Annotated in this window: 18 protein-coding genes, 5 pseudogenes and 1 riboswitch; of the genes and pseudogenes, 6 read left to right on the top strand and 17 right to left on the bottom strand. The window is 72.8% G+C overall.

The window, feature by feature from the left end; translation table 11 throughout:
- Positions 1-31 precede the first annotated feature (31 nt).
- The 6 genes from cobM to FRANEAN1_RS20170 form a co-directional block, all read right to left on the bottom strand.
- Positions 32-2,908, bottom strand: a complete 2,877-nt coding sequence (gene cobM / locus FRANEAN1_RS20195; RefSeq protein ID WP_020461680.1) for a precorrin-4 C(11)-methyltransferase — start codon at positions 2,906-2,908, stop codon at positions 32-34.
- Positions 2,905-3,810, bottom strand: a complete 906-nt coding sequence (locus FRANEAN1_RS20190) for a precorrin-2 C(20)-methyltransferase (RefSeq protein ID WP_020461679.1) — start codon at positions 3,808-3,810, stop codon at positions 2,905-2,907. Before FRANEAN1_RS20190 ends, cobM begins: the two co-directional genes overlap by 4 nt.
- Entirely contained in the window at positions 3,807-5,462 is a 1,656-nt protein-coding gene (locus FRANEAN1_RS20185) for a cobyrinate a,c-diamide synthase (RefSeq protein WP_020461678.1), read from the bottom strand. The genes FRANEAN1_RS20190 and FRANEAN1_RS20185 overlap by 4 nt, the downstream gene beginning before the upstream one ends.
- Positions 5,456-6,064 carry a cob(I)yrinic acid a,c-diamide adenosyltransferase gene (gene cobO / locus FRANEAN1_RS20180; RefSeq protein WP_020461677.1) on the bottom strand — a complete coding sequence of 203 codons (609 nt, stop codon included), beginning with the start codon at positions 6,062-6,064 and terminating at the stop codon, positions 5,456-5,458. The genes FRANEAN1_RS20185 and cobO overlap by 7 nt, the downstream gene beginning before the upstream one ends.
- Positions 6,064-8,394: a VWA domain-containing protein gene (locus FRANEAN1_RS20175; protein WP_020461676.1), complete on the bottom strand. Its 2,331-nt coding sequence runs from the start codon at positions 8,392-8,394 to the stop codon at positions 6,064-6,066. Before FRANEAN1_RS20175 ends, cobO begins: the two co-directional genes overlap by 1 nt.
- 127 nt (positions 8,395-8,521) lie before the next feature.
- A riboswitch (cobalamin riboswitch) is annotated at positions 8,522-8,650 on the bottom strand.
- Positions 8,651-8,816: 166 nt separating this feature from the next.
- Positions 8,817-9,938 (bottom strand): site-specific integrase, encoded by a 1,122-nt coding sequence (locus FRANEAN1_RS20170; protein ID WP_041256205.1) that lies wholly within the window; start codon positions 9,936-9,938, stop codon positions 8,817-8,819.
- Positions 9,939-9,977: 39 nt separating this feature from the next.
- Here FRANEAN1_RS20170 and FRANEAN1_RS43760 point away from each other — a divergent pair, with 39 nt between their 5' ends.
- Positions 9,978-10,730 (top strand): MarR family winged helix-turn-helix transcriptional regulator, encoded by a 753-nt coding sequence (locus FRANEAN1_RS43760; protein WP_347176682.1) that lies wholly within the window; start codon positions 9,978-9,980, stop codon positions 10,728-10,730.
- 63 nt (positions 10,731-10,793) lie between these two features.
- Here FRANEAN1_RS43760 and FRANEAN1_RS20160 read toward each other — a convergent pair whose 3' ends face one another.
- Positions 10,794-11,354, bottom strand: a complete 561-nt coding sequence (locus tag FRANEAN1_RS20160; protein WP_020461673.1) for a GNAT family N-acetyltransferase — start codon at positions 11,352-11,354, stop codon at positions 10,794-10,796.
- A 182-nt stretch (positions 11,355-11,536) separates the two neighbouring features.
- The gene (locus FRANEAN1_RS20155; RefSeq protein WP_157472722.1) at positions 11,537-12,445 is read right to left on the bottom strand and encodes a TIGR03620 family F420-dependent LLM class oxidoreductase; all 909 of its coding nucleotides are present in this window, start codon (positions 12,443-12,445) and stop codon (positions 11,537-11,539) included.
- A 135-nt stretch (positions 12,446-12,580) separates the two neighbouring features.
- Here FRANEAN1_RS20155 and FRANEAN1_RS20150 point away from each other — a divergent pair, with 135 nt between their 5' ends.
- A complete protein-coding gene (locus FRANEAN1_RS20150) occupies positions 12,581-13,186 on the top strand; it encodes a TetR/AcrR family transcriptional regulator (RefSeq protein ID WP_020461671.1) in 606 nt (201 codons plus the stop codon).
- Between the two features lie 62 nt (positions 13,187-13,248).
- Here the strand turns inward: FRANEAN1_RS20150 and FRANEAN1_RS43755 are convergent.
- Positions 13,249-13,498, bottom strand: a pseudogene (locus FRANEAN1_RS43755) (recombinase family protein); the annotation flags it as partial.
- Positions 13,499-13,512: 14 nt separating this feature from the next.
- On the opposite strand from FRANEAN1_RS43755, the gene FRANEAN1_RS20145 reads away from it, so the two are divergent.
- A complete protein-coding gene (locus FRANEAN1_RS20145; RefSeq protein ID WP_020461670.1) occupies positions 13,513-14,748 on the top strand; it encodes an epoxide hydrolase in 1,236 nt (411 codons plus the stop codon).
- Positions 14,749-14,757: 9 nt separating this feature from the next.
- On the opposite strand, the pseudogene FRANEAN1_RS39245 reads toward FRANEAN1_RS20145, so the two are convergent.
- Positions 14,758-15,204, bottom strand: a pseudogene (locus tag FRANEAN1_RS39245) (Tn3 family transposase); the annotation flags it as partial.
- A 63-nt stretch (positions 15,205-15,267) separates the two neighbouring features.
- Positions 15,268-15,627 carry a GrpB family protein gene (locus FRANEAN1_RS20135; protein WP_049795708.1) on the bottom strand — a complete coding sequence of 120 codons (360 nt, stop codon included), beginning with the start codon at positions 15,625-15,627 and terminating at the stop codon, positions 15,268-15,270.
- Between the two features lie 656 nt (positions 15,628-16,283).
- On the opposite strand from FRANEAN1_RS20135, the gene FRANEAN1_RS43750 reads away from it, so the two are divergent.
- Positions 16,284-16,655 carry a hypothetical protein gene (locus FRANEAN1_RS43750; RefSeq protein ID WP_020461668.1) on the top strand — a complete coding sequence of 124 codons (372 nt, stop codon included), beginning with the start codon at positions 16,284-16,286 and terminating at the stop codon, positions 16,653-16,655.
- Between the two features lie 143 nt (positions 16,656-16,798).
- Here the strand turns inward: FRANEAN1_RS43750 and FRANEAN1_RS43745 are convergent.
- Both FRANEAN1_RS43745 and FRANEAN1_RS20125 read right to left on the bottom strand, forming a co-directional pair.
- Positions 16,799-17,067, bottom strand: a pseudogene (locus FRANEAN1_RS43745) (TniB family NTP-binding protein); the annotation flags it as partial.
- Positions 17,068-17,155: 88 nt separating this feature from the next.
- Positions 17,156-17,350 (bottom strand): hypothetical protein, encoded by a 195-nt coding sequence (locus FRANEAN1_RS20125; RefSeq protein WP_041254448.1) that lies wholly within the window; start codon positions 17,348-17,350, stop codon positions 17,156-17,158.
- On the opposite strand from FRANEAN1_RS20125, the gene FRANEAN1_RS20120 reads away from it, so the two are divergent.
- Positions 17,349-18,284, top strand: coding sequence for a Tn3 family transposase (locus FRANEAN1_RS20120; RefSeq protein ID WP_049795707.1), 936 nt, complete (start codon positions 17,349-17,351; stop codon positions 18,282-18,284). The two genes, FRANEAN1_RS20125 and FRANEAN1_RS20120, sit on opposite strands and share 2 nt — an antisense overlap.
- Here the strand turns inward: FRANEAN1_RS20120 and FRANEAN1_RS20115 are convergent.
- The 4 genes and pseudogenes from FRANEAN1_RS20115 to FRANEAN1_RS20100 all read right to left on the bottom strand — a co-directional run bounded on the left by FRANEAN1_RS20115 (position 18,229) and on the right by FRANEAN1_RS20100 (position 20,932).
- Positions 18,229-18,609, bottom strand: a complete 381-nt coding sequence (locus tag FRANEAN1_RS20115; protein WP_020461666.1) for a VOC family protein — start codon at positions 18,607-18,609, stop codon at positions 18,229-18,231. The genes FRANEAN1_RS20120 and FRANEAN1_RS20115 overlap by 56 nt on opposite strands.
- A 253-nt stretch (positions 18,610-18,862) precedes the next feature.
- Complete coding sequence (locus FRANEAN1_RS20110; protein WP_020461665.1) at positions 18,863-19,531, bottom strand: class I SAM-dependent methyltransferase family protein; 669 nt, start codon at positions 19,529-19,531, stop codon at positions 18,863-18,865.
- A gap of 592 nt (positions 19,532-20,123) precedes the next feature.
- A pseudogene (locus tag FRANEAN1_RS43740) lies at positions 20,124-20,372 on the bottom strand (DUF4158 domain-containing protein); the annotation flags it as partial.
- Positions 20,373-20,539: 167 nt separating this feature from the next.
- On the bottom strand, positions 20,540-20,932 hold the full coding sequence (locus FRANEAN1_RS20100; protein WP_018501424.1) for a hypothetical protein: 393 nt from the start codon (positions 20,930-20,932) through the stop codon (positions 20,540-20,542).
- Between the two features lie 748 nt (positions 20,933-21,680).
- Here FRANEAN1_RS20100 and FRANEAN1_RS20095 point away from each other — a divergent pair.
- Positions 21,681-23,199: pseudogene (locus FRANEAN1_RS20095) on the top strand (DUF4158 domain-containing protein); the annotation flags it as partial.
- Positions 23,200-23,344 lie beyond the last annotated feature (145 nt).

The raw sequence follows: 23,344 nt of genomic DNA, 5'->3' as shown, positions 1-23,344 counted from the left end.
GGTCGGCCGGTGCGGGCCCGGCGGCTGCGGGTCAGCGCCACGTGTAGTCCCGTGGGGTGACGACCAGGCCGGCGCGCAGCCGGGTCTGGCTCGAGCCGACGACGACCGTGGTCGTCATCCCGACGAGGTCCAGCAGCCGCTCCCGCTCACCAACCCCACCCGCACCGTCCTGGGTGGCTGTGCGGTCGGTGAGGGCACCGAGGGTCGTGACGGTGATCCGCTGGGCGGGCCGAAACGCGTCGGTGACGATCCCCACCGGGGTGCCGGCCGGGCGGTGCGCGGCGAGCACGTCGAGGGCGTCGGGTAGCTGGTGGCGTCGGGTGCGGCTGCGCGGGTTGTAGAACGCGACGACCAGGTCGGCTTCGGCGACCGCGCGGACCCGGCCCACGATCCGCTCCCACGGGGTGTGCAGGTCCGACAGGCTGATCAGCGCATGGTCGTGCCCGAGCGGGGCGCCGAGCAGCGCGGCGGCGGCGAGCGCCGCGGTCACCCCCGGCACGGCGACCACGTCGAACGACCCGTCGGCCAGGTCGAGCGCGGGGCTGCCCATCGCGTACACCCCGGCGTCACCGCTGCCGATGAGCGCGACGGCATGCCCGGCGCGGGCGTGTGCGACGGCGGTCTCGGCGCGGGCCTGCTCGTCACCGAGCCCGCTGTCGAGCACGGTGACCCCGGCGGGCAGCAGATCGGCGACGGACCGCACATACTGGTCCAACCCGACCACGATCCGGGCGCGGGCCAGCTCGGCGCGGGCGGCGGGGGTGAGTAGCCGACGGTCCCCGGGACCGAGCCCGACGACGGCGAGCCGGCCGCGGGGCCGATGCCGGGCCACAGCGACGGTCGCGTGCGCGCTGACCTGCTTGGCGACCACCAGCTGCGCCGTCACCGCCGGTACGCCGGTTGACTCGCCGGCCGTCGCGCCGTCCGGGATGCCGCCCATCGCGGCGGTCGGCGGGCTGGCGGCGGGCGGGGCGGGCAGGAGACTGGCGGCTTCGGCGACACTCGGCGTGCCGACCGCGGCGCGCACCACCTCCGACGGGTGCGGCACGGTGACCACGGCCAGGGCCTGCGGGGGGTGCACCACCAGCGGCCAGCCGCGGCGGCGGGCCACCTCCAGCAACCCCACCTCGTCGGCTTTCGCGGTCACCGACGCCAGATGGGTCACCGCCAGCGGGGACAGCCCGGCGCCGGCCAGCGCGGTGTCGATGAGCACGTCGATCTCGTCGGCGGGCGCGCCGCGGCTCGCCCCGACCCCGACGACCAGGCTCGGGGGCCGGTAGACCACCCGCGGGCCGGCCCCGTCCGGCGGCGCACCCAGCAGCCGGTCGGTGACATGAATCGACGCCACCGCCGTCCCGTCCACGCCCACCGCCCCACCATCAACAGCGCCGGTGCCGGTGATAGTGGTGGTGACGGACGGGGGCAGCGGCGGCAGCGGCCACACCGCGTCGGCGTGCAGGGCGACGGGATGACCCGACAGGACGGCCGTGCCGACGGCGGCCAGCTCCGAACCCGGTTCGACAGTGAACCCGAGCTCGGCGCCGAACCCGTCCAGGGCGCTCACCCCGATGGCGTCACTGGCCGTGGTGATCACCGGTGTGGCGCCGAGGGCGTCGGCGACCTGCTCGGCGAGCCGGTTCGCGCCACCGGCGTGCCCACCGCACAACGCGACCGCGAACCGGCGCGCCTCGTCCACACACACCACACCCGGGTCGTGGTCCTTGCCGCGCAGCAGCCCGTCGAGGAGGCGGACCGTCGCCCCCGTCGCCAGGAAACAGACAATGCCCGTGACGCCGTCCGCGAGCGCGGCGGTGATCGCGTCGCGGGGCCGGCCCGGGTAGAGCCGGGCGGTGGGCCAGCGGCGGGTGAGGTCACCGGCCGCGGCCCGCCCGGCGGCGGTCACCGCCACCAGCGCCACCAGGCCCGCGCCGTCCACCGCCGCGCCCTGCGGTGCCACCGGCTCGGCCGGCGCCCCCCGCTCCCGTTCCAGCACGGCCGGGGCCGGGGCGACGGGGTGTGGGCTGGCGGGGAGCTGGGTGGCGCCGGCGGCGGCCAGCTCCCGGTCGGCGTCGCGCAGCACCGTGCGCGCACCGGACTGCGCCCGCCGGTAGGTGTGGAAATGCCCCGGGTGGTACAGGTGGGAGCGTCGCCCCCCGGCCACCAGCGCCGGGCCGACGAGCACCAGGGTGTGCTTCCACAGCCGGTGCGCCTTGACCGTGTCGGCGAGCGTGTCGAGGGTGGCGCGCACGATCAGCTCGTCCGGCCAGCTCACCTGGTAGGCGACGACACAGGGCGTGTCCGGCGGGTAGCCGCCGGCGAGCAGCTCCTCCCGCAGCTGCCCGGAACGGGCCGCGGACAGGAACAGCGCCATCGTCGTGCCGTGCCGGGCGAGGTCGCGGACCTCCTCCCCGGGTGGCATCGGGGTCTTCCCACCCCCGAGCCGGGTCAGGATCACCGACTGGGCGACCTCGGGGACGGTCAGCTCCCGGCGCAACGCCGCGGCGAGCGCGGTGAAGCTGCTCACCCCGGGCACGATGTCGCTGTCCAGGCCGAGCCGGTCGCAGATCTCCAGCTGCTCCTGCACCGCCCCCCACAGCGCCGGATCCCCCGAGTGGACCCGGGCGACGTGCAGACCCTGCTCGGCGGCACGGCGGTAGACCGCCTCGACGCCCTCCAACGGCAACGCCGCGGAGTCGATCAGTTCGGCGCCGTCACGGGCATGGCCGAGGATGGCGGGGTGCACCAGCGAGGACGCCCAGATCACCACGTCGGCGGCGGCGAGAACCGCCGCGCCGCGCACGGTGATCAGATCGGCGGCACCCGGCCCGGCACCGACGAAACTGACCCGCCCGCGTCCCGGCCCGGCGCCGTCCACTGGCTGACCGGTGCCGCGGCCGGGGTGGCTCATCGTGGCCACCGTGCCCGCCGCGTCGCCAGGACCGTGGACAGGTAGGGCCCGGTCTCGCCCGGTTCCAGGTCGGCGGCGGGACGGATGTCCTGCTCGGGCAGGCCGAGCGCGGCCCCGTAGACGGCATGCCCGGCCGGCCCGTCGAGCCGGGCGGCGTCGGCGAGCACTCCGCGGACGGCGGGCAGGGCCCGCCCGCCCTTGTAGGCGACGACGGTGTCGAAGCCGGCGACCGCGCTGCGGTAGGCCTCGACGCCGGCGGTCAGCGGGAGCAGCGCGAGGGTTTCCGCGCCGTGGGCGAGCACGGTGCCCGACCGGGCGGCCAGGTCCTGCATCGCGGTGATACCCGGCACCGTGTCCAGCTCGACGTCGGGTAGCAGGGTGCGCACGGCGGCGGCGAGTGCGGTGAACGTCGAGTACAGGTTCGGGTCTCCGATCGTCGCGAACGCCACCGTGATCCCAGACCCAGACCCAGACCCAGGTCCTGTGTCTGGCGCTGTTGCCGGGCCGGCCAAGGTGCCGGGCGGCCCGGCGTCGGGCACGCCGTCCGCGGTGCCGGTGGTTTCGCCACGTAGGGCGGCGGCGACGACACGGGCGGGACCGAGGTAGTCGGCGTCGCCGGCCATCCGGAACGGCAGCGTCACGATCCGGTCGTGGTCAACGTGGGCGCGTACCGTCATCTCCGCCCGCCCCGGCGGCCCCACACCCACACCTGTGGCCGTCCCGGGCCGGTCGGTGGGGCTGGGGCTGCCCGGCGCGGGACCGTACGGGCCGTGGCCGTCGCTGACCGGGACGAACACGACGGTCGCCTCACGCAGAACGCGGACCGCCCGGTAGGTCACCAGATCCGGGTCGCCCGGGCCGACACCGACACCGACGAGTCGGGGGTTCACCGTGCCGCTCACCGCGATGACACCTCCGTTGTTCCAGGGGACGCCGGGGGATTGCCACCGGCGTCCCGTCCATGCCCATGCCCGCCGCCGGCGGGTGGGGTGCCGCCGGACGGGCGGGTGCGGGCGGTACCGGCGGCGGCGACGAGCCGCGCCGGCACGGCGGGTAGGCCCGCCCAGTGCAGGTGCAGGTAGGAGGCGTGCACCCCGCCGCGGACGAACCCCTCAGGCCGCCCACCCGCCGCCGTACCGTCCACTCCGCCGTCCACCCGCCCACCGGCACCGGCGGCACCGGCGGCGGGGTTGCTGTCACCGAACCGCGGCGGTGGGATGTCCACCTGCCAGGCCGGTGTCCCGGGCAGCTCCGCCCGGTCGACGCTCAGCCGGGTGCGGTGGAACTCGTGGGCGGTGACGACCGTCCCCGCCGCCACCAGCGGGCTGTCAGCCGCGGCGACCGCATGCCGGTAGCCCAGGGTGAGCCGCGGGCCCATCACCGCGTCGGTGTCGAGAACCCCACACATCGCCGTCCCGTCCAACGAACGGCCCAGGTAGAGCAGCCCGGCGCATTCGGCGACCAGCGGCGCGCCGCGGGCCGCCAGCGCCGCGACCTGCCCACGCAGCCGGCTGTTCGCCGCCAGCGCGCCGGCATGCTCCTCGGGGAACCCGCCACCGACGACCAGCGCGTCCGTGCCGTCCGGGAGGGTCTCGTCGCGCAGCGGGTCGACGGTGAGCACCTGCGCGCCAGCGGCGGTGAGGAGCTCGACGTGCTCGGTGTAGCCGAAGGTGAACGCCGCCCCGCCGGCCACCGCGATCCGCACCGGCCGCCCCCCGGGCACCACACCCCCCGCGCCCGCGTTGACGGTGTGCTGCCCGACCCGACCCGCAGCACCGGTGGCGGTGGCCTGCGCGATCTGCCGGGCGGGATCCCACGGGTCGACCGGCAGGGGTGGCGCCGAGGAGGCGAGGCGGATCAGCGCGTCCAGGTCGACCGCCGCCCCGACCAGCACACCGAGACGCCGCACCGCCTGCGCGGCCGCCACCGCCCGTTCCGCCGCCGGCACCAGCCCCAGATGCCGCGACGGGGTGTGCACCGCGCCGTCGCGGGGCACCGCGCCCAGCACCGCCACCCCGATCCCGGCCAGCGCACCGGTGAGGATCTGTCGGTGCCGGTCCGACCCGACCCGGTTGAGGATCACCCCGGCGAGGCGCACCCGCCGGTCGAACGCGGCGAACCCGCAGACCAGCGCGGCCACCGACCGCCCGGCCCCGGCGGCGTCGACGACCAGCACCACCGGCGCGTCGAGGAGCCGGGCGACATGCGCGGTCGACCCGTGATCAGCCTCCTGCCCGGCAGCAGGGGCGGCGACCCCGTCGAACAGGCCCATCACCCCTTCGACGACCGCCAGCTGCGCGCCGGCCGCCCCGTGGGCGAACAGCGGGCCGATCAGATCCGGCCCGCACAGCACCGCGTCCAGATTGCGGCCGGGCCGGCCGGTCGCCAGCGCGTGATAACCCGGGTCGATGTAGTCCGGGCCCACCTTGTGACCCGACACCCGCAGGCCGCGGGCGGTCAGCGCGGCCATCAGCCCGGTCGCCACCGTCGTCTTCCCCGCGCCGGACGCCGGGGCGGCGAGCACCAGCCGGGGGATCAGCCCGGCGCTCACCATTCGATGCCCCGCTGCCCCTTCTGCCCGGCGTCCATCGGATGCTTCACCTTCGTCATGTCGGTGACCAGATCCGCGGCGTCGACCAGCGCGGCCGGCGCCTCCCGGCCGGTGATCACCACATGCTGCCCGTCGGGTCGGGCGGCGAGCACGGCGAGGACCTCGTCCAGGTCGATCCACCCCCAGCGCAGCGGATACGTCAGCTCGTCGAGGACGTAGAGCCGGTAGGTGCCGGCGGTCAGATCGCGGGCGATCTGCGCCCACCCCTCGGCGGCCGCGCCCGCCGGGTCGGTGGCCGGGTCGATGCGGCGCTGCACCCAGCTCCACCCCTGGCCCATCTTGTGCCAGGTCACCGTCCCACCCTCACCGCTGGCCGAGAGCACCCGCAGCGCCTTCTCCTCCCCGATGCGCCACTTCGCCGACTTCACGAACTGGAACACCCCGACCGGCCAGCCCTGCGCCCAGCCCCGCAACGCCAACCCGAACGCCGCCGTCGACTTTCCCTTCCCCTGCCCGGTGTGCACGATCAGCAGCGGACGGTCGCGGCGCTGGCGGGTCGTCAGCCCGTCGTCGGGGACCTGCGCGGGCTGCCCCTGCGGCGCCATCAGGCGACCCGCCCGGGGACGCCGCCGGCCTGCGGGAGGGCGTCGAGGCCGACCAGGTCGGCGCCGAGCACGGCGGCGAGCCGCCCGGCCAGCCCGAGGCGCACCGGGCCGGTCTCACAGTCCACGACCACACTCGCCAACCCACCCCGGCGCACCCGGCCAGCCGCCCCGGCCCCACCGCGTGCGCCGCCGCCCTGCCCGGCGACCCCACCAGCCGCGCGCAGCAACCCCCGCGCCGCCGCACCCGGATCACCCCCGGCGGTGGCCCGCCCGTCGGTGACCAGCACCAGCAGGGGACGGCGGTCAGGGTCGCGGCGCGCCTCGGCGCGCAGCACCACCCCGGCGCATTCCAACCCGGCCGCGATCGGGGTCCGCCCCCCGGTCCGCAACCCGACCAGCCGCGCCGCCCCCACCTCCACACTGGACGTCGGCGCAAGCACCACCTGCGCACCCACCCCCCGGAACGTGATCATGCCGATGCGGTCGCGGCGCTGGTAGGCGTCGACAAGCAGAGACAGCACCGCGGTGCTGACCCGGCGCAGCCGGGTGCGGGCGGCCATCGACCCGCTGGCGTCGACGACGAACAGCACCAGGTTCCCCTCCCGGCCGCGCCGCTGCGCGCCGCGCCGGTCGGCGGGGTCGAGCACCAGCGCCGGGCCGGTGCGGCCCCGGCCGTGCTGGTGGGGGGCAGCGGCCAGCAGCGTCGCCGGCAGGTGCAACCCAGGTGCGTCCGCGCCGGTCCGGGCGACCGCCCCACGGGAGGTGCGTGCCGCCGAACGACGCCCGGCCGCCCCCGCGCCCAGCCCGGCGACGGACAGCAGCCGCGGCCGGAACGGCATACCGGGAACCCCAGCCGCCGGCGCCGGCCCACCGCCGCGCGCCGCGCCGCCGTCCACATGCGTCTGCGCTGTCTGGGCTGCTCGGGCCATGCCCGCCGGGCCGCCCGCCTCCGCTGCCGGCCCACCGCCGCCCGCCGGCGCCGCGGACGACAGGGCGGCACCGGGCGGGGGAGGACCCGCCGGCCCGACACCCTCAGGCCCACCCGCCGCCGGCCCGCTCAGATCAGCGGACTCGCCACCGGCCCTCGCCGAAGCGGGGGTGAGGTCACCGGTACCACCAGCCGGAACATCCACCCCCGACCCATCCCCGCCAGACCCGTCCCACCCGCCGGCGCCGCCGGTGTCGTCACGCCACCGCTGGCCACCACCCGGCGACCCGCCACCAGGAGAATCATCCGACCCGTCCCCGTCCCCGTCCCCGTCCCCGTCCGGGCCGTCGCCGGGGCGTACCCGGTCGGCCAGCACCTCCTCGACCGTGTCGTCGAGCGCGCGGCCGTCCCCACCCGGGGCGTCGAACGGGCCACGGCGGCGCCGATGCGGCAGCACGAACCGGGCCGAGACCCGAATGTCATCCGGGCTGACCTCCGCCCGACCCTCCCACGCCGCGCGCGCCATCGCCGTCTTCGCCAGCACCACGTCGGCGCGCATCCCGTCGACGTCACACGCCGCGCACACCGCGGCGACCGCGTCCAACGCGGCGTCGGAGAGCTCCACCCGGCCCAACCGGGCCTGCGCGGCCGCGATCCGCCCCGCCAGCTCCGCCTCCGCGCCGGCCCAGAGCGCGGCGAACCCGACCGGGTCGGCTTCGAACGTCAACCGGCGGCGTACCACCTGCGCGCGTATCCGCGGGTCACGGCTGGCCGCCACCTGCACCGTCAACCCGAACCGGTCCAGCAGCTGCGGGCGCAGCTCACCCTCCTCCGGGTTCATCGTCCCCACCAGCCAGAACCGCGCCGGATGGCTGACCGACACCCCGTCGCGTTCCACCTGCGCCACCCCGAGCGCGGCCGCGTCCAACAGCAGATCCACCAGATGGTCGGCGAGCAGGTTCACCTCGTCGACGTAGAGCACCCCGCGGTGCGCGGCCGCGAGCAGCCCCGGGCGCAGCGCGGTCACCCCTTCGGCCAGTGCCCGGTCCAGGTCCAACGCGCCGGTCACCCGGTCCTCCGACGCGCCGACCGGCAGCTCCACCAGCCGCGCCGGCCGCGACACCCCCACCCCGCCGGCACCGTGACCGTCGGCGAGGCTGGTCGGGTGCGGGCCATCCGGGCAGTGCACCACCGGCGCCGCCGGATCGCAGGAGAACCGGCAGCCCGGCACCACCGCCACCGGCGGCAGCAACCCCGCCAGCGCGCGGACCGCCGTCGACTTCGCCGTGCCCTTCTCCCCGCGGACCAGCACTCCGCCCACCGTCGGGGACACCGCATTGAGCAACAACGCCAAGCGCAGATCATCCTGGCCGACCAGCGCGGAGAACGGGAACGTCACCACCGGCCCGCCACCCCCGCACGGGCCGTCGAACGCCACCCGGCCGTCGCCGCGCGGCCGCGCACAGTCGTGGGCATGCCGATGTCCTCCCCGGGGTGTCCTCGCCCTCGAAGCCAGCACGGACGGCGGAAGTATCCTGGCTGCCGGATCACCATCCACCCTCGGCCTTCCAACGGCCCGCAGGGCCGCCGTGACCTTCCGCTGAGGGGGACTCCCCGGTAACAGTGGCGGGACCGCGCCGGATTCACACCGGCTTCCTCCCCGACCGTCCGGCGCCCAGCATGGCACATCGGACAACCGGCAGGGGGCGCCCTGAGACCCACGCCCCGTTCCACCGCCCCGCCGCCCACCACCCGCGACCCGCGACCCGCCCCGACCACCCACCGCAACGCCCGCCGGCCGGCGCCGGTCAGCTCACAGGCGGATCACAGACCGACCCGACCCGACGGGTTGTCCGCGTCGAACAGCCGCCCGGCCCGCACATACGACTCCAACGACGCCGCCGACCGCCACCGGCCCTGCCGCATGATCGACCGGTCCGTCACCCCGGCCCGCGCCGCCGCCGTCGCGAACCCCGACCGCAGCGAATGCCCCGCGAAATCCGCCGGATCCAACCCGGCCGCGGCCACCCGACGCTGCACGATCCGCGCCACCGACCCCGGGTAGAGCCGGCCCGCGCCGACCTGCCCGTGCCGGTTCACCCCCCGAAACGCCGCCCCGCCAGCCAGCGGCGTCCCCGCCGCCGCCGCGGCCGCCACCCATCCCCGCCACGCCCGCACCGGGCACGTCGGCCGGTACGACCCGTACGCCAACCCGACCTGCGCACCGGCGGACTCCTGGTCGGTCTTGGAACGGCGCACCGTCACGACCAGCCCGTCGTCGGTCTCCACCAGGTCGGCGGTGTCCAACCCGACCAGCTCACTGCGACGCAGACAGCCGGCGAACCCGACCAGCAGCAGCGCCCTGTCCCGCACATCCGCCAACTGCGAGTCGTCGAGGCCGGCGACGACCCGCGACAGCAACGTCGTGTCCAACGCGGCCTTGCGCGCCGGGCGCACCCCCCGCGACCGGCGGATCCCGTTCCACACCGCTGACACCTCCGCCGACCCCGTCGGATTCTCGGCATGGGCGAGCTGATGCGCCACCGAGATCGCAGCCAGCCGACGGCGGATCGTCGACGGCGCATACCCGGCGTCCGCCAGTTCGGTGATGTACCCGGCGACCGTCACCGCGGAGGCGGGCACGGCGACCAGCGGTACGGGACGTCCCTCGCACCAGGACCGGAAATGACGCAGGTCGGCGTCGTAGGCACGCCAGGTCGCCGCCGACCGGGACGCCCGCGCGTAGTCCCCGACCCGGCCGGCGAGCGGCCCGTCGAGCCCCACCGTGCCCGGCACGGCCACCGGCCCGGCCGCGACGATCTCCACCGCGTCCACCATGTCGGTCGCGTCGACGACGTCTGGCGCCGGCCCGGGACCGACCTGTCGCCGGACGGTCTCACCGCCGTCATGCTGCCCGCCTGCCACCCGCTCGCCTCCCACCCGCACCACACCCACCGGTCCCCCACCTGCAGATGATCATAGGGGGTGGTGAAGGAACCCGTCCCCGCCCGGGCGAGTGTGCGCCGCCGCCCGATCGGCCCGCACCCACCCCGCCACAACCACCACCAGCAGCACCGCGACCACGATGAGCAGCACCACCGGCCCTTCCCACCGCGACCCCACCGCAGAGCCGGCGACCGCCCCCGACAGCCCCACTCCTCGGCACCGCGGGCCGGCGAGCTGCCGGCCGAGGCCGCGCACCTGCCGGCCCACCCGAACCGGTGCGCCACCACCCACCCTCACAACCAGCCGCCGTCCCCCAACGCCGTGGCTAGGCTTTCCGGCATGGCCTCGACGTCACCCGACGCCGCGCCCGCCCGGTTGCGACACGCCACCCACTGGCTGATCGCGCAGCTCGCCAAACACGCGCAGCGGCGCAGCTCCCACGCCTTCACCGCGCTCGGCGCCCACCCCGCCCACTACGCGCTGCTCGCCGCCCTCGACGAGTTCGGCCCGGCCAGCCAGGCCACCCTCGCCCGCCGCGCCGCCCTCGACCGCGCCGACACCGCCGGACTCCTCACCGACCTGCGCACCCGCGGCCTGGTCGAACGCACCCCCGACAGCACCGACCGGCGCCGCACCGTCATCACCCTCACCGACGAGGGCACCACCCACCTGCACCACCTCGACGCCGTCACCGCCGCGATCGGCGACGATCTGCTCGCCGGCCTGCCCCCCGCCGACCGCCACCAGTTCACCGCCCTGCTGACCCGCCTACTCACCGACCGCCCCCACTGACCACACACCCCCGACCGAGGCGGGCACCCCGCCCGCAGCGCTCACTGCTTCCACCTGGGCCTCTCACCGCTCCTCCTGCGGGCCGGTGAGGATCCGGGTGAACGTGACACGAGGCAGTCCCGGCCCGTCGTAGTCCTGTTGGACGGAGACACCGTCGGCCGTCGCGGCGTCGCCGGGGTCGACCTGGAACCCGAGACCGGTGTGGAACGCCACCGACGCCGCGTTACCCGGGCTGGTCACACACCGCACCCGGGAACGGCCCCGCGCGGCCGCCAGCGTGAAGAACCGCCGGTAGAGGAACGCCCCGACACCGCGGCGGCGCAACGCCGGATCAACCCCGACGAAATGAATGTAGGCGACTTCAGGCTGCGACTGGGACAGGAAACCGATCAGGAACGCCACCAGCGCACCGTCCGGCCGTTCCACCACGGAACTGCTGTCGGTGAAATGCTGGAAGAACAACCGGGGGAGCAGCAGGCTGCGTTCCCGCGACCCGGCGCCCCCCCCGAAACCCGCCCACCAGAGGTCCAACACGGCCAGCACACGCCGCTGGTCATCCGCGGTGGGAGAGCGCAACCGCAGACTGTCGGGAAAGCCGCTACCGTCGGGAAAGTCCTCGATCACCGTGCAATCCTGGCCGCGGCCCGCACGCCCACGCCAACCATTTCCGCTGACCAGCCATCCGTTCCCGGCCCGGTTCCACCGACAGGACGGGAACGGACCGGTGTCCCCTGCCGTCGAAGGCGTAGATCACCCGCACGTCGCGATGGCGATCCGCGTCCGTGCGCCATCGGGTCCGCGGTCCGTCAGGCTGCGTCGCGCAACAGGGGAGCGAGCCGTTCGAGCTGGTCGACCGCCGCGGGAAGGTCCGCCGCGAACGGGTGCACAAGCACATGATCGGCACCGGCGTCGAGATGCGCGATCAGCCGGGCCGCGACAGCAGCCTCGTCGCCCCAGGCCAGGACGTCGTCGACCAGCCGGTCACTGCGCTGCCCGGCCAGGTCCGCCTCGCTGTAGCCGAGCCGCCGGTAGTGCGCGGTGTAAGGCGAGGCCGAGGCGCCCACCCCCAGAGCGAAAATCGCCCGCAGCCGCGCCCGGGCCGCGTCCGCGTCCGTTTCGAGTACGACGGCCTGGTGGGGGATCACCAGACGGTCCGGGCCCACGGCCGCCCTGGCCGCCGCCGTGTGCGCCACCGGTTGCAGGAACGGGTGCACGCCGTCGGCGCGATCGGAAGCCAGCCCGTGGGCGCGTGGCCCGAGCGCGGCGAGAACACGCGGATAGGCCGGAGCCGGCAGCTGCGCCAGCGCCCGCGCGGCGTGGTCCATCGCGTCGAGATACTCCCGTAGACGGGTGAGGGGCCGGTCACCGGACTGGCCGCCCAGACCGAGCACGAACCGGCCGGGATACGCCTCGGCCAGCGTCGCGGCACCGGTGTGCATCGCGCCCGCCGTGCGGGTGCTGATGTTCGCGATGCCCGTACCGACGACGATCCGCTCGGTCGCGGCGAGCATCAACCCGTGCTGGGTGAACACCTCCCGGCCCCCGACCGGCGCACCCGGCGGCGTCTCCCCACTCCACAGGGAGCCGTACCCGAGATGTTCGATCCGGGCGAACTGTCTGCGCTGCACCGCCACCGACGTCTCGAGCAAGGAGAACGGGGCCACCCACACCCCGAACCTGCCCAGCCGCCGCCGGGTCTCCGCTACCGCCACCACTGCTCCCCTCCGCCACCCCCGACCAAACCGGAGGCGGCCTCCTGTAGGTGGACGCCACCGTAACAGGAGGCTGCCTCCGCATGTGTGTGCGGGGTGGAGGTAGCCTCCGGTCCTCAGACGGGGGAGGGATCAGCGGTGAGCGGTGCGACCAGGGCGCGGCCCCTGCGTGCCGACGCCCGGGCCAACTACGAGCGGCTGCTGGCACAGGCACGCCTCGCCTTCGCCGAACACGGCACCGGGGCGTCCCTGGAAGACATCGCCCGGCGGGCCTGCGTCGGGACCGGCACGTTCTACCGCCATTTCCCGTCCCGGGACGCCCTGCTCGAAGCCGTCCTGCACGACCGGTTCGACCGCCTCACCGCGCGAGCCGACGAACTCGCGGCCACCACGGCCCCCGGCACCGCGCTGACCGTCTGGCTCGGGGAGTTCGTCGAGTTCACCAGCGCCTACCGGGGGCTCACCGCCACGCTGATGCAGACCCTGCGCGACACCTCGACCGAGCTGCACGCCGCCTGCGCGGCCATGCGCACGGCAGGCTCGACCCTGCTCGCCGGGGCGCAGCGCGCCGGGGAAATCCGCTCCGACCTGGCCGCCCTCGAACTGTTCACCCTGGTCAGCGCCCTCGCCTGGGCATGCGAGCAGACCTCGGCAGCCGTCCCCGACGGTGTCACCGTCGACCGGCTGCTGACTCTCACCCTCGACGGTCTCAGAGCGACCGACACGGCCCGCCGACCGGACTGATCGCACCGATCCCCCGGCGGGCCCCGCGCGCCCGGTTCCCCGGCTATGGTCGGGTTTCATGGATCACTGATCACCGGTGGGCGGCCGCCGTGGTGGCCCTTGCGAGCGGCGGCGTTCAGGCCTTCGAGGGTGGCCTCGCGGATGTTCTCGCGTTCGGTCTCGGCCATCGCGGCGAAGAACGCGAACAGCACCCGGCCGCCTGCCAGACGGGTCGTAGATCCCGGTCAACGGCCCGGCGAGCATCTCCAAAGCGATGCCGTGCGCGGTGAGGTGGTCGGCGAGCGCGGTCAGTTCGACAGAGTCGCGTCCGATAGGAGAATCACGCCATGACCCCCCTGCATGCCTTCCCCCTGGAGCCCGCCCCGATCCATGTGTCCGACGACGTCCTCGATGACCTGCGCGCCCGTCTCACCCTGACCCGTCCGCCGCTGGACGAGGGGAATGAGGACTGGTCCTACGGCGTCCCGGGCAGCTATCTGCGTGAGCTGGTCGTCTACTGGCGGGACGGCTACGACTGGCGCAAGGCCGAGGCCGCCATCAACGCCTACGAGCACTACCAGGTGAGCGTCGCCGGTGTCCCGGTGCACTTCATGCGCAGGCCCGGCCGCGGCCCCCGCCCGATTCCGTTGATCCTCACCCACGGCTGGCCGTGGACGTTCTGGCACTGGTCGAAGGTGATCGACCCGCTCGCCGACCCGGCCACGTTCGGCGGTGACCCCACCGACGCGTTCGACGTCCTCGTGCCGTCCCTGCCCGGCTTCGGTTTCCCTGGCCCGCTCACCAGCTTTTCCGACGTCAACTTCTGGAAGGTCTCCGACCTCTGGCACACCCTGATGACCGAGACCCTGGGATACGAGAAGTACGCCGCCGGGGGCTGCGACATCGGCGGGATCGTCTCCAGCCAGCTCGGCCACAAGTACGCCGACGAGCTGTACGGCATCCACATCGGCTCCGGGCTGCCGCTCGACTTCTTCACCGGTCCCCGCGCCTGGGACTTCGCCCGGAACCGGCCCCTCACCGACGACCAGCCCGCCGACGTCCGCGCCCGGATCATCGAGCTGGACCACCGCTCGGCGTCCCACCTCGCCGTGCACATGCTCGACGGCGCCACCCTGGCCCACGGGCTGAGCGACTCACCCGCCGGACTGCTCGCCTGGCTGCTGGAACGCTGGAACGCCTGGAGCGACAACGGCGGCGACGTCGAGTCCGTCTTCACCAAGGACGACCTGCTCACCCACGCCACGATCTACTGGGTGAACAACTCCATCGCCACGTCGATGCGTTACTACACCAACGCCAACCGCTACCCCTGGGCTCCTGCCCACGACCGCACCCCGGTCGTGCAGGCCCCGGTCGGCCTCACCTTCGTCACCTACGAGAACCCGCCCGGCATCCACACCGCAGACGAGCGTGTCCAGGCGTTCAAGACCGGCCCGCAGGCCGACTGGTTCAACCACGTCAACGTCAACGCCCACGACCACGGCGGCCACTTCATCCCCTGGGAGAATCCCGACGCCTGGGTGAGCGACCTGCGACGCACCTTCCACGGCCGCAGGCCCTGAAGGCTCGTCTTCAGACAGGTAGCGGGCGGCGTAGATCGTGCGTCGGAGAGCCCCGTATTCCTTGAGCGCCGCGGCCAGGGCGTTCTGCCGGCCGGAGGCTGAGAGCTTCCCGACGAGCAGTGACGCGGTGGCGTGGCCGAACTTCAGCGACCCGGCCACGCGGAGCAGGTCGTCGTAGTGCTCGGCGATCAGGTCGAGGTTGGCGCGCCGGGTCAGCAGCGGCCCCGCGAGGGGGAAGGCCGCCTCCGCCTCGGGTTTCGAGCCTGTCCGGCAGAGCGTGATCTTCCCCAGGTCCCGGATGCGGGGTGAGAGCTGCAACCCCAGCAGGTCGAAGAGGCCGAAGTTGACCAGGGTCACGCCGTGGGTGTCCGTGGCGTGTTCGGTGATCGGTATGTCGGTGGCATTGCCCAGGATCTCGTCCAGGACGTAGTGGGCCTCGCGCCTGGTCGCCACGATTGTCGCGGGTTCGGCGCTCAGGCTCGACTTGTCCTCACTCGTGGTGACTGGCAGGGCAGGGTTCTACTCGGGCAGGAGGTCGCGTGGCAGCGGCTGGATCCCGGTGCTGCGCAGGACCTGGTCGACGAAGTCGCTCTTGGCGTTGGTGTAGGCGTTGCGATTGTCGCGGTGCTCCCCGGCGAGGTGCTTCTTCAGATCCGCATAGTCCTGACGCAGCCCGGGGTCGGCGCGCAGCGCGTCTCGGAACGCGAGCAGCACCGTGGCGTGGGGGTGGCCGGGCTCGACCACCTGCAGATGGTGGGTGCGGGCGTCGGGTCGCGGACGCAGGAACCAGAGCCGGTAGTGCCGGCACGGATCATCCGGCCAGAACAGCCATCCGTCTGCTTCCAGCGCCTTCACCGCGGGCGGACCCGGCGACCGCATCGAGCCGTATCCGTCGGAGCATCACGGGTCGATGGCTGCTCGCGCCGACTCGGTTCCGTCGTTCCGTTTCATTGCGTTTCATGGCCTCGTGACACCAGGCCACCCGGTGTCCTCGGTTGACCAGGGCATGCCTCCGGGCCCCGAGGCGCTCCCCCGAATCCTGACGCCCGAGAAGGGAAGCTTCTCGGGCGTCAGGATTCGGGGGAGCGGCCGTCACATGCCGCGCCGATGCGGACACTTACGTTTCACTTTTCGTAGTCCGTGCAACGGAACTCCGATACGTAACTGTCGCCGACGTGGTCGACCGGCGACGGATGATGCTGGTGACCATCGCGGGCCTTGCGGTCACGTCGACCCTGCTGTGGGTCCATATGGTTCTCGGGCTCGGTCACGGTCCTGCTCGGTGTGGTCGCGGTCCAGCAGGGCTGGTCGGTGCGAACACGGCCGTGCGGGGCGACTGCCGCCCTCACGGGGCCGCTTCGCTCCTGAACCGGCGAGCGAGACACAAACGGCGAGCGGGATGAGTCTGCTCATCTACGCCGCTGGGCTGGTCGCACGAGCTCGCCGACCGGCTCGCTCGCGGCGGCACCCGCAGGCAGAAGGCCGCGGTCGAGGCCGACATCCGGGGCATCCTCGGGCCCCGCTGGGTCGCCCGCGTGCTGCGCGCCGAGCTGACCGGTGACAGTCCGGCGACGTTCCGTCTGGTCTGGACCCATGACCAGGCCGCGCACGACGCCCTGGAAGAGGAGGTTTTCGGTAAGCGGATCCTGGTCACCGACCACGACGACTGGCCCGTCGAGACGGTGATCGACGCCTACCGGTCCAAGGAGGACCTGGAGGCCGGGTTCCGCCAGGCCAAGGACCCGCACGTCGTCTCCTTCGCCCCGATCCGCCACTTCACCGGCCACACGATCCGGGTCCACCTGTTCACTTGCGTGCTCGCTCTCGCCGTCGCCCACCTGGTGCGCCGCGAGACTGAGCGGGGCCGGCCTGCGTCTGTCCGTGCCCGCCCTTCTCTGGGGCGCTGAATGTCCGGGACGGGATCCGGTCGAGCACGGGCGCGAGGTGGTCGGCGAGTGACGCGGTGCGCTGGTTGATCGCCTCCTCGCCGGACTCGATCGCCGCGACCGCGGCGTCGGTGAGCAGGTGGGCCAGCTCGCCGATGGTGCCCCTCCCGATCCGGGTGGGAGATCGGCGGGTGGGTACGCTGGAACTTCTCAATGATCATCGACGTGCCGTTGTTCGTCGGCCCGATCGGCAACGGGTTCGGCATCCACTGCTTGGCTGGCCACACCAGCAGCGTCTCCAGCCGCTGAAGGGTCTCAGTGGCCCGGGGGTAGCCGAGTCCGCCCGCACGTATGACAGCTGCTCCTCACCCGGCAGGCGCGTGGTCCGCCGCGCCGCTTCGTGCAGGTGCGACAGGTCGGCAGGTTCGACCACGGCCGAGCTAGCGCAACCGGGCGACGGCCGCCTGCTGCTCCCACACGCCGGCCGGGTGCGGCCGAGCGTTTCGTGGACCTCGCCGTGGTCAGGCCACCGCCAACGCCAGCCAGGCCCGCTTGTCAGCGACCAGGTGCGCCAGGCACAGCCCGACCGACGTCGCCGACGGCGCCTCCAGCGTCACGGCCAGTCCGACCACGCACAGGCTGGCCACGTCGATCGCCACGGTCACGTACGGCCGGCCGATCGGCAGCCGCTGCCGTTCAGTGGAGCCGGGTGACATGGGCTTCTACGAGTGGACCGGCCGCACGATCAAGTACCACCGGGTGCAGATCTGTGAGCACCTGGGCTTCCGGGAGTGCTCGGTGGCCGACGCGGAGCGGACCAGGTGGGGCGCCGTCCCGCTGATCGACATGCTCAAGGAGGCAGTGCTGCGGACCGGCTGCCTCGCGGCCGCGTCCACGGCGGCCGGCCGCGGTGACCTGGCCCCTGAGGTGCTCGCGGAGCGGCTGATGCTGGCGATCTACGCCTACGGGACCAACACCGGCATCCGCGCGGTCGCCGGGTCCGCCCAGCACGGTCACAGTGAGGACGACATCCGCTACGTGCGCCGTCGCTACCTGACCGCCGAGCTCGCCCGGACGGTCGCCGTCGAGATCGCCAACGCCACCTTCGCCGTCCGGGCGCAGCAGGTCTGGGGTGCCGGCTCCACTGCGGTGGCCAGCGACTCGACGCACTTCGGCGCGTTCGACCAGAACATCTTCACCGAGTGGCACTCCCGCTACGGCGGCCGCGGCGTGCTGATCTACTGGCACGTGGAGCGCAAGAGCATGGCGATCCGCTCCCAGCTGATCAGCTGCTCGGCGTCCGAGGTCGCCGCGATGGTCGAAGGTGCGATGCGCCACGGCACGGCGATGGAGGTCGAGGGCACCTACGTCGACTCCCACGGCCAGTCCGAGATCGGCTTCGGCGTCACCCGCCTGCTCGGCTTCGACCTGCTACCCCGCATCAAAGCCCGTTACCTGCGCAACCGGGACCTGCAACGCGAGATCAACGAGGGCCTGAACGTCGTCGAGTCCTGGAACCGCGCCAACAGCGTCATCTTCTTCGGCAAGGGCGGGGACATCGCCACCAACCGCCGCGACGAGCAGGAGCTATCGGTTACCGGCCATCGGCGATACCGGCCGGTCCGTCGAAGAAGCTGCGTGAGCACATGAAGCCATAGTCCTCCAGGCCATCCGCCTCGACGCCGCCCGCGGCCAGCGCGGCCTGCGCGACCGCGTCGACCTCCTCGCGGGACGGCACGCTGAAGCAGTAGAGCGCCAGCGTGTGCGTGGCGGGATCGGCCATCGGCAGCTTCGCGAACTCCGCGAACTTCTTGTGGCTGAGCAGCATGACGCTGGCCTGTTCGCCGACCAGCATGCAGGCGGCGGTCTCGTCGGTGAAGCTCGGGTTGAAGTTGAAACCGAGCTTCGCGAAGAACGCCTTGCTGCGCTGGAGGTCCGCTACGTGGAGCTCGCCAGCGTCCGCGCGCCAGATCACCGGGCGACCTCACCATCTCCACCGCGCCCATGCACGAGACGTCAGGCGAGCCATCACCGGCCCCGAGAACACCCTCGTCGCCACGAACCACCCCACCGTACCCAGCCGATCACACGACGCCCGACGTCGATTCCTCGGCGGTCACTACCGGGACCCCTAGGAGACCAGGGCCTCCACCGGACTATCAACGGCCGGCTCGTGAATGGCCTGCGGGGAAGGTTCCTGGCGTGTCATCGATGTGGGCGCGTGCTTCCTACCGGTGGGCGTCGTCGCCGTCCCCGACGAAGTCGAACAGCCGAATGTCCGGCCGGTACGGCAACGTCGGTCCAACCAGCCGATGCGTTCCGACACCGATCAGAAAGCCGTCCTCGACGTCGAACCCCACTTGCTCGAACCCCGCGTCGGCGAACCAGGAGCGTACGGCGGGAGTGAGATCGGGTGACCGGCGATGACGGGTCCAGATCACGGTCGCGGTGGGCCGACACAGCCGGGGCAGTTGCTCGATGGTGTGTCGCACGTCGACGTCGCTGAGATTTCCGAACACTCCGCAGACCAGAGCGAGGTTCACCGGGGCGACGCCCTCGTACACGCCGGAGTCCGAAGCGTCGCCGACCACGACCTCCACGCCGTCCAGTCCGGCCGAACGCGCCGCGTGCTCGGCGTCAGCGGCAAGCTCAGGGTCGAGTTCGACCAGCCGGGCCCGCACGTCGTCGCGACGTGCATGGTCGGCCAGCACGCCGAGCAGGTCACGGCCCTGGCCGGCGCACATGCTCAGCACGCGGATCTCCCCCGCTGGCTGACTGTCCAGCGCCTGCCGGATGCGCCGCTGGACGAGGGCGAGGCGCCGGCGCAGGGACGACCCCGCGACGTCGTACTGCCGGTGCCAGCCGACCCAATGACGCTCCGGAGCGAAGCGATCCACGAAACCCGACCCTAACCGGGAAACCGGACGCGCGGAGCCCACCGACCGAATCCGGGCTGTGATCGTCGCCAAGTTCGGGAAGCGGGGCAACCTGAAAGCGGCCCACCGGCCTTTGTAAGGCGAGGGAGGTCGCGTTGCGCACAGACGAGGACGCCGCCGTCCTGGCGGCCGTCGTGATCGGGGCGGGTGTCCTTGCCGGCGGCGCGGCTGGACGGCCGTACGACGCTCCGGCCCGTGGCCGGGTCCCCCACCGTGGTCCGCGGCGCCGCGCCGGCACACTCGTGTCCCCGCCGCCGACGGCCCCGGCAGGGGGCATGGACGGACCTGCCGCCCCCCGTGACCCCCGCCGTCGGCTAGGACCGCAGTCGTAGATGGGGGTCCACCGAGATACGACAGAAAGGGGCAATGGGCGTTTGTAGCCCCTGGCGACCGGGGGTGCTGGGGCCAGACTCACCAGGTCAGGCAGCCAGACCCAATCAGACCTGATGCCCAGACTCGACCGAATCGCGGCCGGCGCCGCCTGACGACCCAACCCGGTAGCCCGGCCCCCGCGGAGCCATTGCCCCTTTCCGTCGTATCTCGGTGGACTCCCTTGGGCGGCCAGGTAATCGACCACGCCCCACGGCACATCCAGTGGGTCGGTCAGGAACGTACCGAGATAGCGCACCGTCTCCAGCCGGACCGCGAACCCCAGCCGGTTGTGCTCGCCGCGGTGCTTGGCGACCAGGTCCCGGTCGACGTCGTCGAGGAAGAAGAACCGCTCCAGCTCGGCCCGCTCAGGCTCCCCGGCGAACCGCCCGTACGCCGCGACCTGCTCATCACTCAGGAACTCCACCGGCACGAGCGATCAACGTAGACCAGCCCAGACCTGACCCGGTCAGCGGTCGCCGCTTAGCGCCAATTTCCGTTCCGATCCTCCTCGACCCCCGGCCAGGCCACACCGGCGGTCACACAGAACGGAACACCGGGGCTGAAACCAGGTGTTCACCGGTCGACAAAACCGGGTTCCTACTCCTTGATAAGGAGCCACGGGTCGAAGGTGGCGCGGGTGCCGTCCATCGTGAGAACCAGCGAGTACTGCTGGTAACCGGTCGTTCCGCGGGCCTCGACCCGGCCCTCCCAGTAGTCGCCGTCCGGCGTGCTGACCAGCTTCGGCACGCAGGTGCCGTCGTTGATGATCTGGCCGGTGAACTCGGCGATCTGCACGTCGTTCGACGGCGACACGGGCACGACGTTCCAGGCGACGAGCTGCCCGTCACGACAGGCGGTGCTCAGCCCCTCCTGGCCCTCGCCGCTGGAGCCGAAGTGCTTGTTCGTGTCGACGAGGTAGACATTGTCGCCCAGCGAGCCGGCGAGCGCACCCTCGACGTCGACGACAACGAGAACATTGACCGTCTTCACGGTTCCTCCGCGCAGTGTGGGAATGTGAACGGAACGACGCTCGCGCGATAATGATGAATCTTTTGTTTCGCGCCCTTGTTCTTTCCAGAGGGAAGGGTAGCACGATGGTGCCAGACGTCGAAGGAAGTTCTCCGTATCGGGTTGACCGGCGTGCGGGAGCGGCCCCACGGCATTCGAGGGTCGGTAACGGGATGTAAAGCGGCGGGGTGAGGGAACCGGGACTCGTGAAAGTCGCGCCGCACGCCGATGCTGGTCAGCGGATATTGACGAGCCGGAAGGTGAAGCCTTCGACGGGGTCCCGGGGCCCCTCGACGGCTCCCTCCCTCACCCTCAGTCACGTCCGGCGGCCGAGGCGAAGTGACCGGACATGCAAGAGGTAGGGCGCGGCCGGGTGGGCGGACGCCACGCCGGCGGACAGGCCGACCGGCCGCCCCGAACACCGACACGCCCTGCCACCCCACGAAGCTTTTCGGCTACAGAAGGTAATGGCATGGTGGCGGCCTCTGTCGGAGGGAGGATGCCCCCATGGTGGGGGGTCCCCGTAGCAGGGGGCGCAATTTGGGGGTCGAGTAGGAACGGAGCAGCGAGCCGGGGCTGATGTCACATTTGTTGACACCCTGCGTGGTCCAAGACCAAGAGGAGTCCACGGACCGATGCACCGAGACAGCGCACATCAGCCCCACCGGCCTCAGCACACCGTCCCGCTGTTACTGAGGCCGGCCAGGGGATCTTCGGGTTCTGGCGGGGAGCGTTCATCGATCCCGGCCGGGGTCGAGGGCCAGCGGACCGGCTGGGGCTTGCGGTCGCCTTGTGCACGTTGCCGCGGCTGGGCTTCGTGCCGGACGACGTGACGTCGGCGCCGCGGGCGGCGATGGTACGGCTGGCTGAGCGGTTAGGCGTCGACCCGGACGTCATCGGTTCGTACGGACGGCGGGCCAAGACGCGCACGGATCATCTGCGGCTGGTGGCGCAGTATCTGGGGTGGCGGGTGCCGACGACGCTGGACCTCAAGGAGCTGGACGAGTTTCTGTTGGCGCGGGCGATGGAACACGACGCGCCGACGTTGCTGTTCCGGCTGGCGTGCGAGTACCTGATCTCGGCGAAGGTGATCCGGCCGGGTCCGGTGACGGTGGTGAAGCGGGTCGCGCACGCCCGCGAGGTCGCGCAGCAGGAGACGTTCGACCGGCTGGCGCACGAGTTCACCGGCGAGCGTCGCGTTGGGCTGGACGGCCTGCTGGTGACCGACCCTGAGATCGGGCGCGCACACCCTGGATTGTCGGTGCTGCCGGCGGAACGGCGCAGGTTCCTGGCCACGGTGGGCCGCCGGCTGACGGCGCAGGCGTTACAGCGGCGCGAGCCGCAGCGTCGGTACCCAATCCTGCTGACCTTGTTGGCGCAGTCGGCGATCGACGTGCTGGACGAGGTCGTGCAGTTGTTCGACCAGGCCGTCTCGGCGCGGGAAGCCAAGGCCGCGCACAGGATGCGCGACGAGTTGGCCGAGCGCGGCAAGGCTGGCGAGGAGCGCCAGGCCCTGCTGGACACGGTCTTGGCGATCGTCGCCGACCCGGCGATCCCGGACGAGGACGTCGGCGGGCTGATCCGCGGGGAGAAGGTGGGGTGGGAGCGGCTGCGTGCCGCGCAGGCCGCCGCGTTGCCACCGCTGCCACGCGACCACGGGCACCTCGCGTCGCTGGACGGTTCCTACGGGTACCTGCGGCAGTTCACCCCACAGGTACTGGACGCGGTGACCTTCGCCGGCGGCACGGCCACGGCCGACCTGCTCAAAGCGGTGGACATCCTGCGTGAGTTGAACGCCACCGGGGCCCGCAAGGTCCCGGATGACGCGCCGAGCGGCTTCGTCCCGGCCCGCTGGCGCGGCTACCTCGACACCGCGGCGAAGGCGGACAGTGTCACCGCCTACCGCCACTACTGGGAGCTGTGCACCTTGCTGGCGTTACGCGACGGGCTACGTACCGGCGACGTGTTCGTGTCTGGCTCGCGCCGCTACTCCGACCCGGCCGCCCACCTGCTCACCCCTGAGAAGTGGGCCGACCAGCGGGCCGATGGACGCCGACGGTGACCTGGTGATCTCCCCGCTGTCCGCCGAGGACGTCCCAGCCGAGGCGGTGGCGCTCAAGGCGGAGCTGACCGAGATGCTGCTGTTCGCCCCGGTCGTGTCGCTGCTGATCGAGATGGACAGGCGCACCGGGTTTCTGGACTGCTTCATCCACGCGGGCGGCAAACAGGCCCGAGCGCCAGAGGTGAAATCGAGGGCGAACTCGCACAGCTCGGCCCCACCGGGTACCGGCCGCTGCGCGTGCGCGACACCCTTTTCTGACAAGCCGTGGTCTCTGACTCGGCGTGCTGGCCTGGGCCGGCGTCCCGTCCGCAGCGGGATAGACCGGCAAGCTG

The sequence above is a fragment of the Parafrankia sp. EAN1pec genome (genome assembly GCF_000018005.1).
Classification (GTDB): Bacteria; Actinomycetota; Actinomycetes; order Frankiales; family Frankiaceae; genus Parafrankia; species Parafrankia soli.
This window is presented reverse-complemented; position numbering and strand designations above follow the sequence as displayed.